The sequence below is a fragment of the Pseudomonas sp. Marseille-Q0931 genome, from assembly GCF_940789645.1.
GTDB lineage: Bacteria > Pseudomonadota > Gammaproteobacteria > Pseudomonadales > Pseudomonadaceae > Aquipseudomonas.
This window is the reverse complement of sequence record NZ_CALNWT010000013.1, coordinates 147252-164124: the sequence shown is the minus strand read 5'-3', so window position 1 is coordinate 164124 and position 16873 is coordinate 147252. Positions and strand designations below refer to the sequence as shown.

The window sequence follows — 16873 nt, the reverse complement described above, 5'->3', positions numbered from 1 at the left end:
CCTAGACGCGAAACGCCTGCACGGCGCTGTGCAACTGACCGCCAAGCTGCAGCAGACGTTCGCTTTCGTTGCGTCCGCTGGCGATCAGACCGAGATTTTCATCACCTAACTGATGGATGCGTTCCCCATGTTCGCGGATCTCGCCGACTGCGCCGCTCTGCTGGGCAGTGGCCTCGGCGATGCGCTCGGCCATGCTGGCGATGGTGCGGATGGCGCTGACGATCTCGTCCAGCGCGCCATCAGCCGCCTCGGCCTTGCCGGCGGTGGCTTCGGCATGCTCGACCTGGGCGCGCATGGCCTGCACGGACTGGTGGGCGGCTTGCTGCAGGCGACCGATCACCTCCTGGATTTCCGCGGTGGCACTGCCGGTTCGCTTCGACAACGAGCGCACTTCGTCGGCGACCACGGCGAAGCCGCGGCCGGCCTCACCGGCACGCGCAGCCTCGATGGCGGCGTTCAAGGCCAGCAGGTTGGTCTGTTCGGCGATGCTGCGAATCACCGTCAGCACGCCACCAATGGTCTCGGTTTCGCTGGCCAGGCGCTCGATGGCCTGGGCATTGTCCTGTACCTCGCTGACCAGCGCATGCAGGCCCTCCAGACTCTGGCCGATGACCTGCTGGCCGTGCACCAGGGCACGGTCGGCGTCACGGCTGGCATCCGCGGTCTGGCTGGCGTCCTCGGCGACCTGGCTGATGGTCGCTTCCAGCTCGCCCAATGCATCGCGGATCAGCGCGGTATCCCCGGCCTGGCGTTCGGCGCCGCCGTGCAGACCGCCGCTGAGGTCGGCCAGTGTGCGGCTGGAACCTGCGACCTGTTCGGCATGGCCGCGAATGCTGGCGACCAGTTCCACCAGATAACGACGCAGATGATTGAGGGAGTCTTCGATGTCGCGCAGCTCGCGGGTGCGCGAGTTGATCGAGACCGGCGTGGCGAAATCGCCGCCGGCCCAGCGCGACAGGGCCGGGACCAGGTTGCCAAGCACCTGCGACAGGCGCCGCTGGATGCGGTCGATGAGCAGGGCGATGAACAGAATCAGGCCGATCATCAGGCCCTGGATCACTCGCACTTCGCCCTGAATGCGCGCGTACTCGCCTTTGACCAGCGGCTCCAGCGCAGCCAGAGCCTGCTGCACCTGGCTCACGCGCTCGGTCGTGGTCACGGCCAGTTGCTGGCGCTGCTCGACCAGCTCCCGGGTGCGCTGCAGTTCACCGGGATAGCGGCGCACCAGCGTGCTCAGCTCGCGCTTGAGGTCGATACCGCGGTCCTGCGTCTGTTGCTCCTGCTCGTCGTCATCCAGCCCGAGCAGGGCGGCGAAGCCAGCGCTGGCGGAACTGTCGGCCTGCTGCACGCCAAGCAGTGGCAGGCTGTCGAGCGCTTCCACCTGCTGGCCCAGGGCCTTGAGTTCACGCTCGACGTCACCGAGCAGTTCGCTACGCCCCTGGCTGGTGAAGCGTTCACGAGCATGCGCCAGCTTCAGCAGGCGTGAGCCTGCCTCCTGCAGCGGCTTGCGATAGCTGGCGGCGCCTGGGCTGCTGGTGCTGTCGACGTACTGACCCAGTTGTTCCAGCGTGGCGAGCATTTCGCGTTCGGCCTGTAGCAGCAACCCTTGCGGATCGCCCGCCAGCTTGCCGGCGGCGAGTAACTGGTTGGCGCTGAACTCGCGCAACTGTTGCAGGCTTGGGCGCAGTTCACTGGCCAGCTGTTGCGGGAGCTGTTCGAGGGATTCGTCGAAGGCGTCGATGGCCTGGGTCGCGGCGCTGTGTTGCACGGCATTGCCACTGGCCAGGTAGGCCTGGATGTTGTCCGCCACTTCGTGCTGGAACTGCTGAGACAGCGTCAGGTAGCGCTCCATCAACTGCACCGGCTGCTGCAACGCACGCTGCGACCACCAGAGTGTTGCTGCCAGGGCGACGCAGACGGTGACCAGCAGCAGAGTGTTGAGATTGGTGAGCAGCTTGAGGCGCATGGCGGGCTCGATCGACAACTGAACGATGCGCGCGAGCTTATTGCGGTTTGATTACAGGCTTATGACGACGTGCGCTGCATCACGTTTCGTGGGCAGCCGCAGCGGCCGTCAATCGACGCTGAATAGCTCGACCCGGTTGCGGCCGCCATGCTTGGCCTTGTAAAGCGCTTCGTCGGCGCGCTTGGACAGCGAGTTGCCGTCGAGGCCCGGTTGCAACATGGCAATGCCGCAACTGAAGGTGCAGGACAGGTCCTGCGGCTGCGCCGGGTAGTGGATCTCGGCAAAGCGTTGGCGAATTTCCTCCAGCACCCTGAGCGCCGATTGCTCGTCGGTATCGGGCAGCACTACGGCGAACTCTTCGCCACCGTAACGGCCGATATGGTCGGTCTTGCGCAGGCGCTGCTTGAGGAACAGCGCCAGACTTTTGATCACCCGGTCGCCCATCGGGTGGCCATAGGTGTCGTTGACCTTCTTGAAGTGGTCGATGTCGAGCATGGCGAAGGCCAGCGGCTGCTCTTCGCGGCGCGCGCGGTAGCAGGCGTCGTCGAGCAACTGCAGGGTGTGGGTGTGGTTGTACAGGCCGGTGAGGCTGTCGCGCACCATGCGCGCCTTGAGGTTGCGCGCGCGCGCCGCGCGGTTGCGCACGGTGGCGATCAGATGGCGCGGCTTGATCGGCTTGGTCAGGAAGTCGTCGCCGCCCTCGCTCATGGCGTCGAGCTGCTTGTCTAGGTCGTCCTCGGCCGACAGGTAGATGATCGGCACGCTGACGTAGCGGTCGTTGTGGCGAATCACCTTGGCCAGCTCGGTGCCGTTGCACTCGGGCATATACATGTCGAGGATGATCAGGTCCGGCTGGAACTCGGCCAGCGCATCCATCGCCAGGATCGGCTCGGTGAGCGTATGGGTGAGGATGCCGGCGCTGTTGAGCACGCGTTCGGTGTGAGTCGCCTGGGCCTTGGAGTCGTCGACGATCAGCACCTTGTACGGGTCGTACTGCGAAACGTGGGTCAGCACCTCGATGCGTTCGAGCAGGCTCGAGGCATCCAGCGAGCCGGTGAAGAACTCCTGGCCACCGGCGCGTACCGCGGCCAGGCGCGTGGGCGTGTCGGTGTCGCAATGGCTGAAGAACAGCAGCGGAATCTTCTGTTCCAGGCCTTCCTGCACCGAATTGGCCAGTTCCAGCCCGGCGCCAGCGAAGTCGACGTCCATGACGATGGCCGCAGGATGGCGTTCGGTGATGGCGGCGCGGAAGGCGCGCTCATCGCTCAGCGCCTGCGCGGCGAGGCCGAAGAACTCCAGCTGCTGGGCCAGGCGCTCGCCACGCTGAGCATCCTGCAGGGTGATGTAGACCGGCTTGCGCAGCGGCGGCAGAAAGGTCTGCTCGAAGGCATCGCTGTGGCGCAGTCCGGTACGTGAGAGGCGCTGCATGGCCTGATTGAGCCGAGCGATCAGGCTACTGTTGAGTCGGCCACGGTTTTCCGCTACTTCATCCAGGCTGGCGCCGATGCTTTGCGCCAGCTGTGCGTGCTCGACCTGTTCGAAGCGCTCGGCATAACGCAGCAGGCGCAGGTTGGCCTCGGTCAGCTCGGTCATGCCGACATCGTTCCATTCGCTGCGTTGTAGGCGTTGCCAGACTTCCAGCACCTGACGTGCCTGGTGAATCACGCGCTGGGCGAAGTGATGCTTGAGGCGATCGCGACTGGGGTCGGGGTGCTCGGTCATGGGCCGACTTCTATAAGTGGTTAAGTCCGTGGTGGCTTGATGCTATCACTTGAGGGTGGCGATGACATTGCCGTCGATCAATTGACGTCGGTATTTCTGTCGAATAAGCGACACAAATAGCGTTTTCCCGTACCAACGGTAAGTTTGCCTCTGTTCCCTGCGCTTTGCTGTGGGCTTGTCTTATAGTGCGCAACAGGTCGCAACCCGTTGCCCGGGTTGTGGTCGAACACTCGAATTCGTTTGAAAAGGACACTGCCATGCTGGATTGGAAGAATCGTGCGACGAACTCGCCAGACGGCGCTGCCGCGGCCTCAGGGGGCAGCCGCAGCGGCGGCAGCCTGATCGCCCGGGCGCTGGGCGGCCTGATCGGCGTCTATCTACTGATCGCCCTGGTGGTCGGCTGGTACTGGAGCCAGGAGCCGTCTGCCTTCCAGGTGCAGCAGCACGCGCAGAGCGCGGCGCAGCAGGCGCAGCGGCAGATAGTGACCGGCTACACCACGGTGGAAACCCTCAAGCAGGTCGCCACTACGCTGCTCGACAAACCGGGCGGCTACCTGTCCAACGACCTGGCCCCGCCGGGCCTGTGGCTGGACAACATGCCGAGCTGGGAATACGGCGTGCTGGTGCAGGTGCGTGATTTCTCCCGCGCGCTGCGCAAGGATTTTGCCCGCTCGCAGTCGCAGTCCACGGAGAACCCGGACCTGGCCAAGGCCGAGCCGCGCTTTCACTTCGACAACAAGAGCTGGGCGCTGCCGGCATCCGAGTCCGAGTATCGCGAAGGCATCAAGTCGCTGGACCGCTACCTGGCCGACCTGAGCCAGAAGAATGCGCAGTTCTATGCCCGTGCCGACAACCTCAACAACTGGCTGGGCGATGCCGGCACGCGTCTTGGTTCGTTGTCGCAGCGCCTGTCCGCCAGCGTCGGCCAGGTGCGCCTGAACGAGAACCTGCAGGTCGGCAACGACGCCGAAGAATCCGGCCTGGTCGGGCGCGACGGCGTATACGAGACGCCCTGGCTGCAGATCGACAACGTGTTCTACGAGGCCCGCGGTCAGGCCTGGGCGCTGGCTCACCTGCTGCGCGCTATCGAGGTCGATTTCGCCGACGTGCTGGCGAAGAAGAACGCCACTGTCAGCGTGCGCCAGATCATCCGTGAGCTGGAGGCTGCGCAGGCGACTCTGTGGAGCCCGATGATCCTCAATGGCAGCGGCTATGGCATTCTCGCCAACCACTCGCTGGTGATGGCCAACTACATCTCTCGTGCCAACGCCGGCCTGATCGACCTGCGCCAATTGCTGAGCCAGGGGTGATGGAAGCGATTTCGGCGACCGAGGCGGCGCATCGCGCTGCTTCGGACCGGGAGCGGGTCGCCTGGGTCGACGAGCGCGATCAGCCCTTGGGCGGCGTCACCCGCGCCGAGCTGCGCGAGCGCCGGCTGATCGGGCGTGGCACCTATATCCTGTTGTTCAATTCGGCCGGTCTGCTGTGCGTACACCGGCGCACCTTGAGCAAGGCGCTGTATCCCGGCTACTGGGATGTCGCCGCTGGCGGTATGGTGCTGGAAGGCGAGGACTATCGGCTTTCTGCCGAGCGCGAACTGGCCGAGGAGCTGGGCATCGTCGACGCCGAGTTGGTCGAGCATGCGCACTTTCTCTACGACGCGCCGGAAAGCCGCTTGTGGTGCATGGCCTACTCGGCGGTGTCCGATGCGCCGCTGGTGTTGCAGCCGGAAGAGGTGCTGGAGGCGCGCTTCATCAGTATCGAACAGGCGCTTGAGGAAACTCGCCACCTGCCATATTGCCCGGACTCGCTGGCGGCGCTGCAGCGCTATATAAACCGGCCGCTTGCGGCCGGCTGATGTCCCTCTCCCATTTATGGGAGAGGGTGCCCGAAGGGCGGGAGAGGGTGGTCGTGTCGGCTCCCGTATTTCGTCGAGTTTTCGCTGTGGCGGGTTGCACCCGCCCTACCAGTTCTCTGGCAGGGTGTCAGGTGCGTCGCCAAAGTGCCGCACAATGACGCAAATCTGGACTTAGCAAGCCTGGCCTTTGCCGTTACACTGCGCGGCCTTTTCGGCGGACGCCTGTCCGCCTGCGCTGCCCCTGCCTGAGTGGGGCTTCGCGGTCGACGCCTGTCGGCCAATCGCTATCCTGACCCCTATGAGGACAAGCCGGTGGTCAAGAAAGCCTCTTCATTCTCGGCCCTTAGCGGTCTCGTCTATTCCACCGATGGCGGTCGCCATTGCCCGGACTGCAATCAGCCGCTGGATGCCTGCATCTGCAAACAGACGCGCATCCCTGAAGGCGATGGCATTGCCCGCGTTCGTCGTGAAACCAAGGGCCGTGGCGGCAAGACCGTCACCACGGTGAGCGGCGTGCCGCTGGCCGAGGAGCCGCTCAAGGAACTGGCCAGTGCGCTGAAGAAGCGCTGCGGCACTGGCGGTGCGCTCAAGGACGGCGTGATCGAGATTCAGGGTGACCACGTCGAACTGCTGCTCGCCGAGTTGAGCAAACGCGGATTTACCGCGAAGAAGTCCGGCGGCTGAGCCAGCTTTTTCTAAACTTTCGACGAGCTTTGGTGGTCGACCGCCGAGCAACCGTCATCTATCGCCTTTAATTTCTGACGCGACCTTCGGTTGCGCAAACCCATTTCCAGGGAGAACTAGATGTCCGCACGACGCACCCGCAAAGACGACGGCAGCCAATGGACCGTAGCCGATAGCCGCAGTGTCTATGGCATTCGCCATTGGGGCGCCGGTTACTTCTCGATCAACGATGCCGGACGTATCGAAGTGCGCCCCAACGGTCCGGACAGCCAGCCCATCGACCTCTATCAGCAGGTCGACGAGCTGCGCCAGAGCGGCCTGTCGCTGCCGCTGCTGGTGCGCTTCCCGGACATCCTGCAGGACCGCGTGCGCCGCCTGACCGGTGCCTTCGATGCCAGTATCGAGCGCCTGGAATACCAGAGCCGCTATACCGCGCTGTACCCGATCAAGGTCAACCAGCAGGAGGCGGTGATCGAGAACATCATCGCCACGCAGAACGTCTCCATCGGCCTCGAAGCCGGCTCCAAGCCCGAGCTGCTGGCCGTGCTGGCACTGGCACCGAAGGGCGGCACCATCGTCTGCAACGGTTACAAGGACCGGGAGTTCATTCGCCTGGCGCTGATGGGGCAGAAGCTCGGTCACAACGTGTTCATCGTCATCGAGAAGGAGTCGGAAGTCGCCCTGGTGATCGAGGAAGCGGCCGAGCTCAAGGTCGCGCCGCAGATCGGCCTGCGCGTGCGCCTGTCCTCGCTGGCATCCTCCAAGTGGGCCGACACCGGCGGCGAGAAATCCAAGTTCGGCCTGTCCGCCGCTCAGATCCTGCAGGTGGTCGAGCGCTTCCGCGCGGCCGGTCTGGATCAGGGCATTCGCCTGCTGCATTTCCATATGGGCTCGCAGATCGCCAACATCGCCGACTACCGCAAGGGCTTCCGCGAGGCCATCCGCTATTACGGCGAGTTGCGTGCCATGGGCCTGCCGGTCGATCACATCGATGTCGGCGGTGGCCTGGGTGTGGACTACGACGGTACGCATTCGCGCAACGCCAGCTCGATCAACTACGACATGCAGGACTATGCCGATGCCGTGGTGGACATGCTCAAGGAGTTCTGCGACCGCCAGGAAATCCCCCACCCGCACATCTTCTCCGAGAGCGGCCGGGCGATGACCGCGCACCACGCCGTGCTGCTGGTGCAGGTCACCGATGTCGAGCGGCACAACGACAAGGTGCCGGAGATCGACCCGAGCGTGGAGCAGCCGGAAGTGCTGCACTGGCTGATCGAGCTGCTCGACGACAGCGACCCGGAAATGGTCGCCGAGACCTACTGGCGGGCCACCCACTACATCGAGGAAGTGGCCGCGCAGTATTCCGCCGGCAAGCTGAGCCTGGCGCAGAAGGCGCTGGCCGAACAGTGCTACTTCGCCATCTGCCGTCGCCTGCACAACCAACTCAAGGCGCGCCAGCGTTCGCACCGTGCCGTGCTCGACGAACTCAACGACAAGCTCGCCGACAAGTACATCTGCAACTTCTCGGTGTTCCAGAGCCTGCCGGACACCTGGGCCATCGGCCAGATCCTGCCGATCCTGCCGCTGTCGCGTCTGGACGAGGAACCGCTGCGCCGCGCCGTGCTACAGGACCTGACCTGCGACTCCGACGGCAAGATCCGTCAGTACGTCGACGAGCAGTCCATCGAGACCAGTCTGCCGGTGCATGAGATTCGCGAGGGCGAGGACTACGTGCTGGGCATCTTCCTGGTCGGTGCCTACCAGGAGATTCTCGGCGACATGCACAACCTGTTCGGCGACACCGACTCGGTGAACATCTACCAGGCCGCTGACGGCAGCGTGGTGCACGCCGGTATCGAGACTCACGACACCATCGAGGACATGCTGCGCTACGTGCACCTGTCGCCCGAGGAGCTGATGACCCACTACCGCGACAAGGTGGCCAGCGCCAGGATCAGCGCGCGTGAGCGTACCCAGTTCCTCGATGCGCTGCGCCTGGGGCTGACCCGCTCGTCCTACCTGGCCTCGTAAGCCACCGACGGCATCCGGGCTACGCTGCTGCTCTGTGGGAGGCGCTTTAGCGGCGAAGCTTTACGTCTCTCGGTTCAGCCAATGATGCCGTGGCCACGTGCCATCAGCGTTGCCAGCAGCGGGATCGCCAGCAACAGCATTAGCTCGACGCGAATGCTCCAGGTTACCAGGCGCACCTGCCGTGCGCTTGGCGTCGGCACCTGGCCGGCCTTCACAGCGCTACGCCACTTGATGAACACCAGGGTAGGCAGGATCGACAGCAAGCCGACCAGGATGAACAGGCCGAGCTTGGCATGGAACAGGCTGTTGCCCATGTAGTAGGCCGCGCCCTTGCCGAACCACAGCACGCGGGCGATACCGGTGATCAGCACCAGGCCGGCGCAGATGCCGTAAGCCAGGTCGGCGATCATCAGGCTGCGTGCCCGCGACAGATCCAGCGGCGCCTTGAACAGCACGTGCTCGATGCTCAGCAGGGCGAACAGGGCGAAGATCGACAGGTAGTGCAGATAGGCGACGAACGCGGCGGCCATGTTTGCTTCCCTTCAGTGGGCGCTGGGGGCGAGCTCACTGCGGTTGCGACCGCCGTGCTTGGCCCGGTACAGCGCCTGATCGGCACGTTTTAGTGCGTCCATGGCGCTCTCGCCTACGCCGAGCAGCGTGCAGCCGAGGCTGGCGGTCTGTTGCAATTCGGCCTTTTCCAGCTGCATCGGCTGGCTGGCGATGGCCAGGCGGATGCGTTCGGCAATTTGCAGCAGCTCCTGCTCATCGTGCACCTGGGTAAGGATGACGAACTCCTCGCCGCCATTGCGTGTGACTACATCCTGCGGGCGCACCGCGGCACTCATGCGTCGCGCACTTTCCCACAGCACGTGGTCGCCACCATCGTGGCCGTACCGGTCGTTGACCTGCTTGAAGTGGTCAAGATCGCAATAGATCAGGCCCAGGCGCCGCTGGTTGTGCTCGGCAGCGGCTTGCTCCAGCGGCAGGAAGTGCAGCAGCCCGGCGCGGTTCCACAGTTGGGTCAGCGCATCGAGCATGCCCTTGCGCTGCTCGCGGCTGAGGGCGTCGCGCAGGTCGCTGGCCTGCTGCGAGCAGTGCAGCAGGTGCAGGTAGTGTTCGGTGAGGTAGGCCAGGTCGCGCAGCTTGAATCGATCCTGGTGGCCGAACTGGCGTGGCTTCGGGTCCGCCAGGCACAGGGTGCCCAACGGCATGCCGTCGGCATCGTGCAGCGGCCAGCCGGCATAGAAGCGTACGTCCGGGGTATTGCGCGCCAGCTCGCTGCCGGCGAAACGTTTGTCTACTTGGCTGTCCTCGACGATCAGCGGCTCGTCGTACAGTACCGCCTGCGAGCAGTAGGACAGGCTGCGCGGCGTTTCCGCGGCGTCCAGCCCCTGGCGGCTCTTGAACCACTGACGGTCGCGGTCGACCAGCGTGATCAGCGCCATCTTCACCTGGAACAGGTCGTGGGCCAGGCGAGTCAGGGTATCGAGATAGGGATCGGCAGGCGTGTCGAGCAGCTCGAGGCGATCGAGTGCCTGCTGGCGTTCGGCTTCATTCGACGGGACTGGCACGCTGAGCATGAGCGATCTCTCCTTAAGCTGGGGAAGGGAACCACAGGTCGCGACGGCTCAATTGCCAAGCATAGCCAGCCAACACCAGGCTGCGCAGCCCCATAAATGCCAGAAATGCCAACCACAGCCCGTGGTTGCCCAGGCTTTGCAGCCACCAGCCCAGCGGCAGCGTCAACGCCAGGGCGATGAGCATGGCGTCGCGCATTTCCCGGGCACGAGTAGCGCCGATGAACAGGCCGTCGAGCAGATAGCTCCACACCGCCAGCAGAGGCAGCAGCGCCAGGTAGGGCAGGAAGTTCAGGGCCAGTTCGCGGACCTCGGCAATGTTCGTGAGCATGCCGACGAACCAGTGCCCGCCGAGCAGGAAGAACAGCGCAAAGCCGGCGCTGGCCAGCAGCGACCAGGTGCCGGCGACCAATAGCGAGCGGCGTAGCGCATCGCGATCTCGCGCTCCCAGGGCATGGCCGCACAGGGCTTCGACGGCATGTGCCAGGCCGTCCAGGGCATAGGCAGTCAGGGTCAGGCCATTGAGCAGCAGGGCATTGGCCGCCACCGTGGCATCGCCCAGGCGCGTGCCTTGTACGGTGATGAGGAAGAACACCAGCTGCAGTGCCAGGGTGCGGATGAAGATGTCGCGGTTGACCACCAGCAGCGGGCGCCAGTTGCTCCAGCTTTTCAGCGCGCTGCCGTCGAGTTGGCCTGGATAGCGAGCCAGTGCTCCGCGGGCCAGCCACAGCCCGAGCAGGGCGCCGCTCCATTCGGCGATCACCGAAGCCCAGGCCGCGCCGGCCACGCCCCATTCGAGGCCGAGCACGAACAGCAGATCCAGCGACACGTTGATCAGGTTGGCGGTGAGCAGAATGGCCAGCGGGCCACGGGCGCTTTGTGTGCCCAGCAGCCAGCCGATCAACGCGTAGGTTGCCAGGCTGGCGGGCAGGCCGAACAGGCGAATCTGGAAGTACTGGCGCGCCAGTTGGTCCAGTTCGGCCGACGGCTGCATCAGACTCAGCGCCGCGCTGCTGAAGGGCACGGCCAGCAAACCCAGGAGCAGCGCCAGGAACACGCCCAGGCCGAGCCCCTGCACCAGCACCTGGCGCAAGGCGCCGCCGTCCTCGCGGCCTGCGGCCTGGGCGGCGAAACCGGTGCTGCCCATGCGCAGAAAACCCATGGCCCAGGTGAGCAGGGTATAGAGGCTGCCGCCGACTGCGACCGCAGCGAGCTGGTGAGCATGCGGCAGGTGGCCGACCACGGCGGTATCGACCAGCGCCACCATGGGCACCGAGAGGTTGGAGAGAATCATCGGCGCCGCCAGCGCCCAGACCTTGCGCTGGGTTGGGGCGTGGCGCCAGGCATCGAGCAGGGCGGACATGAGCAGCTCCGGCAAAACGCCGATTATAGGCACAGCGCCGGCGCGGCCCCAGGAGTGTGAGTAGTTTGGCGAATTCGTCGGGATGACTCGTCGCCTTCAGGGCGCCTCGGCTATAGTTGTCGGCCTCTGCGCCCCCCTGATTCCGGAGCCCGCAATGCCGAACAAAGGACTGCTTCTGGCCTTGGCGCTGACCCTGCTCAGCGCCTGTGATTCTTCTGAACCCCCTGCCACGGTGACCCCCGCTGCTCCTGCCGCGCAACAACCACAGGCGCCGAAGCCTGCGGTCAACCGCGAGGCGCTGGCCGAGCGTTACGCCGGGCGCGAGCTGGAGGTGGTCGACGTCTCCGAAGTACAGCTCGATGGTGCCAGTGCGCTGTCGGTGACCTTCTCCATTCCGCTGGACCCCGACCAGCCCTTCGCCGAACGCCTGCATCTGGTCGATAGCGTCTCTGGCAAGGTCGATGGCGCCTGGGAGCTGACCGACAACCTCAGCGAGCTGCGCCTGCGCCACCTGGAGCCGCAGCGCAAACTGGTACTGACCATTGATGCCGGCCTCAAGTCGATCAATGGCGGCAAGCTCGCTGCCGAGCATGTCAGCCGCTTCGAGACTCGCGATTTGCAGGCCAGCGTCGGTTTCGCCAGCCGTGGCTCGCTGCTGCCGACCCGCCTGGCCGAAGGCCTGCCGGTGATCGCGCTGAACGTCGACAAGGTCAATGTCGAGTTCTTCCGCATCAAGCCCGAGGCGTTGCCGAATTTCCTCTCGCGCTGGGGCCGCGCCAGCAATCTGGATACCTGGGAGGCGCGCGAGCTGCTGCCGATGGCCGAGCTGGTCTATGGCGGCCGCTTCGACCTGAACCCGGCGCGCAACACCCGTGAAACCCTGCTCTTGCCCATCGCCGGCCTGGAGCCGTTCAAGCAGCCGGGTGTTTATCTGGCCGTGATGCGCGAGGCTGGCAGTTACAGCTATTCGCAACCGGCCACGCTGTTTTCCCTGAGCGATATCGGCCTCTCCGCGCATCGCTATCGTGACCGTCTGGATGTGTTCACTCAGGCACTGGAAGGTGGCAAGGCGCAGTCCGGGGTGCAGCTGGAACTGCTCGATGGCGACGGTGCGCTGCTCGCCGAAGGCAAGACCGACTCGGCGGGCCATGCGCAGTTGCCGCTGCCGGCCAAGGCCCAGGTGCTGCTGGCCAAGCAGGACGAACAAACCAGCCTGTTGCGTCTCAACACCCCGGCGCTGGACCTGGCCGAGTTCGACATCACCGGCCCCAAGGCGCATGCCCTGCAGTTCTTCGTGTTCGGCCCGCGTGATCTGTATCGCCCTGGTGAGACCGTGCTGCTCAACGGCTTGCTGCGCGATGCCGACGGTAGCCCGGTCAAGGCTCAGCCGGTCAGCGTTGAGGTGCGCCGCCCTGATGAGCAGATCAGCCGCAAGTTCGTCTGGAATGCCGGTGATGACGGTCTTTATCAATATCAGCTGCCGCTGGCCGAAGAGGCGCCGACCGGTCGCTGGCAGTTGTTGCTGGACCTGGGCGATGGCAGTCCGCAGCTCTACGAATTCCTCGTCGAGGACTTCCTGCCCGAGCGTATGGCCCTGGAACTCAAAGGCCGGGACCAGCCCTACGCGCCGGGCGACAGCGCCGAATTCGCGGTGACCGGGCGTTACCTCTACGGAGCGCCGGCCGCAGGCAATCGCCTGACCGGGCAGCTCTACGTGCGCCCGCTGCGTGAGGCGGTGGCGAGCTTGCCGGGCTATCAGTTCGGCGACGTCACCGAAGCCGACCTGAGCCAGGATCAGGAACTCGACGAGGTCAATCTGGATGACCAGGGCCGCGCCATGCTGCGCCCGGAGAACCGCTGGGGCGACGCCAAATCGCCGCTGCGTCTGATCCTCCAGGCCAGCCTGCAGGAGTCCGGTGGCCGCCCGATCACCCGTCGCATCGTCCAGCCGGTATGGCCGGCCGAGCGCCTGCCGGGCCTGCGTGGCCTGTTCGACGGCGAGGAAGTCGACGCCGACAGCCTGGCCGAATTCGAAATCCTGGTGGCCGACGCCGCCGGCAACAAGCTGGCAGCCGACAACCTCAACGTGCGCCTGGTGCGCGAACGCCGCGACTATTTCTGGAGCTTCTCCGACGGTGAAGGCTGGCGTCACAACTACAACGAGAAATTCCTCACTCTCAGCGACGAGCCGCTGAAGGTCGCCGCGGGCGGCACCGCCAAGGTCAGCTTCCCGGTGGAATGGGGCCCGTATCGGGTCGAGGTGGTGGACAACCAGACCGGTCTGGTCAGCAGCCTGCGTTTCTGGGCAGGCTACCGCTGGCAGGACAACGCCGACGGCGGCGCGGTGCGCCCGGACCAGGTCAAGCTGGCGCTGGATAAACCCGCCTATTCCGCTGGCGATGTGGCCAAAATCACCGTCACCCCGCCGGCTGCCGGTAATGGCTACCTGCTGGTCGAGTCCAGCGAGGGGCCGCTGTGGTGGGAGGAAATCAGCGTGCCGGCCGAGGGCAAGACCTTCGAACTGCCCATCGACAAGAAATGGGCGCGCCACGACCTCTACCTCAGTGCCCTGGTGGTGCGTCCGGGTGAGCGCAAGGCGCAGGTCACCCCGAAACGCGCGGTCGGCCTGCTGCATCTGCCGCTGGAGCGTGCTCCGCGCAAGCTGGCGGTGAGCCTGGAGGCGCCAGAGAAGATGCGGCCCAAGCAGCCGCTGAAGGTCAAGGTCAGCGCACGTAATGCCGACGGCAGCATCCCTGACAAGGTGCATGTGCTGGTCGCCGCGGTGGACGTGGGCATCCTCAATATCACCAGTTATGCCACGCCCGATCCTTTCGCCAACTTCTTCGGGCGCAAGGCCTATGGCGCTGACCAGCTGGATATCTACGGCCAACTGATCGAAGCCCAGGGGCGCGTCGCCAGCCTGGCCTTCGGTGGTGACGCCGGCCTTGCCGCCGGTGGCAAGCGCCCCGATACCAGTGTGCTGATCGTCGCCCTGCAGAGCGATGCGCTGAAGCTGAACGACCAGGGCGAAGGCGAAGTCAGCCTGGATATCCCCGACTTCAATGGCGAGCTGCGCCTGATGGCCCAGGCCTGGACCGACGAGCGTTTCGGCATGGCCGAAGCCAAGACAGTAGTCGCCGCACCGCTGATCGCCGAGCTGTCGATGCCGCGCTTCCTCGCCGGTGGCGACGAAACCACCTTGGCGCTGGACCTGACCAACCTGTCCGGTGCCGAACAGCAGCTCGAGGTGCAGGTCGGCGTTGAAGGTCAGCTGCGTCTGCTCAACCAGGGCGAGGCACCGATCCGCCTGAACGACGGCCAGCGCACCACCTTGCGCATTCCGGTGCGAGCCGAAGGTGGTCTGGGGCAGGGACGTATCCACGTCGAGGTGCAGGGGCTGGTGCTGCCGAACGAGACGCTGGGTGGTTTCAGTCGTGAGTGGACGCTGGGTATCCGCCCGGCCTATCCGGCGCAGCTGCAACACTTCCGTGCAGTGCTGGGGGAGGGCGAGCCCTGGACCCTGCCTGCCGGAACCTTGAACCAGTTCGAGCCTGCCGGGCTGGAAGCCGTGCTGGCACTGTCGAGCCGGCCGCCGCTGAACCTCGCCGAGCAGATTCGCGCACTCAAGGCCTACCCCTACGGCTGCCTGGAACAGACCACCAGTGGCCTGTATCCGTCGCTTTACGCCGATGCCGCCAGCCTGAAAAAGCTTGGCCTGCAGGGCGAGCCGGACGAACAACGGCGCAAGAGCATCGAGCTGGGCATCGAGCGCCTGCTCGGCATGCAGCGCTACAGCGGCGGCTTCGGCCTGTGGAGCGCCGAGAGCGAAGAGGAATACTGGCTCACCGCCTATGTCACCGATTTCCTCCTGCGTGCCCGCGAGCAGGGCTTCGGCGTTCCGCCGGATGCGCTGAAAAAGGCCAATGATCGCCTGCTGCGTTACCTGCAGCAAAGCAGCCTGATCGAGGCCAGTTACAGCCAGGACTTCGCTCACACCCGCTTCGCCGTGCAGGCTTACGCCGGCTACGTTCTGGCGCGCAGCCAGCAGGCGCCGCTGGGTGCGCTGCGCAGCCTGTTCGACCGTCGCAACGACGCACGTTCCGGTCTGCCGCTGGTACAGCTGGCTGCTGCGCTGAAGCTGATGGGTGATGCGCCACGTGCCGAGCAGGCGCTGAACCAGGGGCTGATCCAGCCGCGCGATGGCGAACGCTGGATGGCCGACTACGGCAGCCCATTGCGTGACCAGGCGCTGATTCTCGCCCTGCTGGAAGAGCACGACCTGGCGGCCGGGCAGCGCGAGCAGCGGCTGTTCAACCTGGCCGATGAGCTGGCCGGCCAGCGCTGGCTGTCGACTCAGGAGCGCAACTCGCTGTTCCTCGCCGGGCGCGGCATTCTCGGCAAGCCGGAGCAAGCCTGGAGCGCTGCGCTTGCCAGCGGCGCCTTCCAGTTCGAACTGAGCAATCAGCAGCCTGGCATCAAGCTTGAGCGCGGCGAACTGGCCGAGCCGCTTAGCGTGAGCAACGCCGGCAGCTCCAAGCTGTATCAGCAGCTGACCCTGTCCGGTTACCCAAGCCAGGCGCCGCGCGCCGGTGGCGAGAACCTCAGCATCGAGCGTGAGTACCTCGGCATGGATGGCCGTCCGCTCGACCTGCAGCGCCTCGACAGCGGCGAGCTGGTGCTAGTGCACCTGGCCGTGCGGGCCACGCAGCGCGTACCGGATGCTCTGGTGGTGGACCTGCTGCCGGCCGGCCTGGAGCTGGAGAACCAGAACCTCGCGCAAAGCGCGGCGAGCCTCGATGACGCCGGCAGCAACGTCAAGGAATGGCGCCGCTCCATGCAGAATGCGCGGATCAAGCACCAGGAATACCGTGGTGATCGCTACGTGGCGGCAGTGGACGTGGAAGGCTACGGCACCACCCATCTGCTCTACCTGGCTCGCGCCGTGACGCCCGGCAGCTACCGTGTACCGCCACCGCAGGTCGAGTCGATGTACCGACCGAGCTGGCAGGCGCTGGGGAGTGCGCCGGAGAGTCTGGTGGTCAGGGGGCGCTAAAAGCGACTCCGGAATGCATCCGTGCTACAGATCACGTAGCCCGGATGCAATCCGGGGATTTTCGAGCACAAGGAGGTGCCGAATGGTGAAATACCGAAGAGCCAAGTTAGCCGGCGGCTGCTATTTCTTGACGCTGGCTCTGCAAGACAGACGTAGTGATCTGCTGTGCAAAACCGCGGCGCTTTTACGTCGATGTTTGCAGGATACGCAGGCAAGACTGCCTTTTCGCGTACCTGCGTTGGTGGTGTTGCCAGATCACCTGCACATGCTGATGGTTCTACCACCTGATGACGCCGATTTCTCTGCGCGAATCCGTATGCTCAAGGCCTCGTTCGTGGGAGTACTACGCCAGCAGGTTGGCAGCGAAGTGCGCACCAACGCCAAAGGTGAGGCTAACATCTGGCAGCGACGATTCTGGGAGCATCTGATTCGTGACGAGCAGAACTACCGCAACCATGTGGATTACATCCATATCAATCCGCTCAAACATGGTCTGGTCGCTCGTGTACAGGATTGGCCATTTTCCAGCTTTCACCATTATGTGCGCCAAGGCTTGCTACCCATTGACTGGGCTGGTGGAGCAGAAGTTGAGATCCAAGATGCTGGCGAGTGAGGA

Annotated in this window: 11 protein-coding genes; 6 read left to right on the top strand and 5 right to left on the bottom strand. The window is 64.9% G+C overall.

Annotation, left to right across the window (positions count from 1 at the left end; genetic code table 11):
• Nucleotide 1: 1 nt before the first annotated feature.
• Together P3C50_RS19705 and P3C50_RS19700 are read right to left on the bottom strand one after the other, a co-directional pair.
• Nucleotides 2-1966, bottom strand: a complete 1965-nt coding sequence (locus P3C50_RS19705; RefSeq protein ID WP_275547256.1) for a methyl-accepting chemotaxis protein — start codon at nucleotides 1964-1966, stop codon at nucleotides 2-4.
• Between the two features lie 108 nt (nucleotides 1967-2074).
• A complete protein-coding gene (locus tag P3C50_RS19700; protein WP_275547255.1) occupies nucleotides 2075-3688 on the bottom strand; it encodes a response regulator in 1614 nt (537 codons plus the stop codon).
• Nucleotides 3689-3945: 257 nt separating this feature from the next.
• On the opposite strand from P3C50_RS19700, the gene P3C50_RS19695 reads away from it, so the two are divergent.
• The 4 genes from P3C50_RS19695 (at nucleotide 3946) to speA (ending at nucleotide 8264) form a co-directional block, all read left to right on the top strand.
• Nucleotides 3946-4998 carry a DUF2333 family protein gene (locus P3C50_RS19695; protein ID WP_275547254.1) on the top strand — a complete coding sequence of 351 codons (1053 nt, stop codon included), beginning with the start codon at nucleotides 3946-3948 and terminating at the stop codon, nucleotides 4996-4998.
• Nucleotides 4998-5546 (top strand): NUDIX hydrolase, encoded by a 549-nt coding sequence (locus P3C50_RS19690; protein WP_275547253.1) that lies wholly within the window; start codon nucleotides 4998-5000, stop codon nucleotides 5544-5546. Before P3C50_RS19695 ends, P3C50_RS19690 begins: the two co-directional genes overlap by 1 nt.
• Nucleotides 5547-5858: 312 nt before the next feature.
• A complete protein-coding gene (locus P3C50_RS19685) occupies nucleotides 5859-6230 on the top strand; it encodes a translation initiation factor Sui1 (protein WP_275547252.1) in 372 nt (123 codons plus the stop codon).
• A 120-nt stretch (nucleotides 6231-6350) separates the two neighbouring features.
• A complete protein-coding gene (speA, locus tag P3C50_RS19680) occupies nucleotides 6351-8264 on the top strand; it encodes an arginine decarboxylase (protein WP_275547251.1) in 1914 nt (637 codons plus the stop codon).
• Nucleotides 8265-8338: 74 nt separating this feature from the next.
• On the opposite strand, the gene P3C50_RS19675 is transcribed toward speA, so the two are convergent.
• The 3 genes from P3C50_RS19675 to P3C50_RS19665 are packed head-to-tail and all read right to left on the bottom strand — an operon-like array spanning nucleotide 8339 to nucleotide 11204.
• Nucleotides 8339-8794 carry a DUF2214 family protein gene (locus P3C50_RS19675; RefSeq protein WP_275547250.1) on the bottom strand — a complete coding sequence of 152 codons (456 nt, stop codon included), beginning with the start codon at nucleotides 8792-8794 and terminating at the stop codon, nucleotides 8339-8341.
• 12 nt (nucleotides 8795-8806) lie between these two features.
• A complete protein-coding gene (locus P3C50_RS19670) occupies nucleotides 8807-9844 on the bottom strand; it encodes a sensor domain-containing diguanylate cyclase (RefSeq protein WP_275547249.1) in 1038 nt (345 codons plus the stop codon).
• A 13-nt stretch (nucleotides 9845-9857) separates the two neighbouring features.
• Nucleotides 9858-11204: an MATE family efflux transporter gene (locus tag P3C50_RS19665; RefSeq protein WP_275547248.1), complete on the bottom strand. Its 1347-nt coding sequence runs from the start codon at nucleotides 11202-11204 to the stop codon at nucleotides 9858-9860.
• Nucleotides 11205-11358: 154 nt separating this feature from the next.
• Between P3C50_RS19665 and P3C50_RS19660 the strand changes: the two genes are divergently transcribed.
• Nucleotides 11359-16257, top strand: coding sequence for an alpha-2-macroglobulin family protein (locus P3C50_RS19660; protein WP_275547247.1), 4899 nt, complete (start codon nucleotides 11359-11361; stop codon nucleotides 16255-16257).
• An 82-nt stretch (nucleotides 16258-16339) separates the two neighbouring features.
• Nucleotides 16340-16870 carry an REP-associated tyrosine transposase gene (locus P3C50_RS19655; RefSeq protein WP_275547246.1) on the top strand — a complete coding sequence of 177 codons (531 nt, stop codon included), beginning with the start codon at nucleotides 16340-16342 and terminating at the stop codon, nucleotides 16868-16870.
• Nucleotides 16871-16873: the final 3 nt, after the last annotated feature.

Excerpts from the sequence above, each read along its gene's own strand:
- P3C50_RS19705 (WP_275547256.1), bottom strand. The coding sequence starts at position 1,966 with ATGCGCCTCAAGCTGCTCACCAATCTCAACACTCTGCTGCTGGTCACC.
- P3C50_RS19700 (WP_275547255.1), bottom strand. The coding sequence starts at position 3,688 with ATGACCGAGCACCCCGACCCCAGTCGCGATCGCCTCAAGCATCACTTC.
- P3C50_RS19695 (WP_275547254.1), top strand. The coding sequence starts at position 3,946 with ATGCTGGATTGGAAGAATCGTGCGACGAACTCGCCAGACGGCGCTGCC.
- P3C50_RS19690 (WP_275547253.1), top strand. The coding sequence starts at position 4,998 with ATGGAAGCGATTTCGGCGACCGAGGCGGCGCATCGCGCTGCTTCGGAC.
- speA (WP_275547251.1), top strand. The coding sequence starts at position 6,351 with ATGTCCGCACGACGCACCCGCAAAGACGACGGCAGCCAATGGACCGTA.
- P3C50_RS19675 (WP_275547250.1), bottom strand. The coding sequence starts at position 8,794 with ATGGCCGCCGCGTTCGTCGCCTATCTGCACTACCTGTCGATCTTCGCC.
- P3C50_RS19670 (WP_275547249.1), bottom strand. The coding sequence starts at position 9,844 with ATGCTCAGCGTGCCAGTCCCGTCGAATGAAGCCGAACGCCAGCAGGCA.
- P3C50_RS19665 (WP_275547248.1), bottom strand. The coding sequence starts at position 11,204 with ATGTCCGCCCTGCTCGATGCCTGGCGCCACGCCCCAACCCAGCGCAAG.
- P3C50_RS19660 (WP_275547247.1), top strand. The coding sequence starts at position 11,359 with ATGCCGAACAAAGGACTGCTTCTGGCCTTGGCGCTGACCCTGCTCAGC.
- P3C50_RS19655 (WP_275547246.1), top strand. The coding sequence starts at position 16,340 with ATGGTGAAATACCGAAGAGCCAAGTTAGCCGGCGGCTGCTATTTCTTG.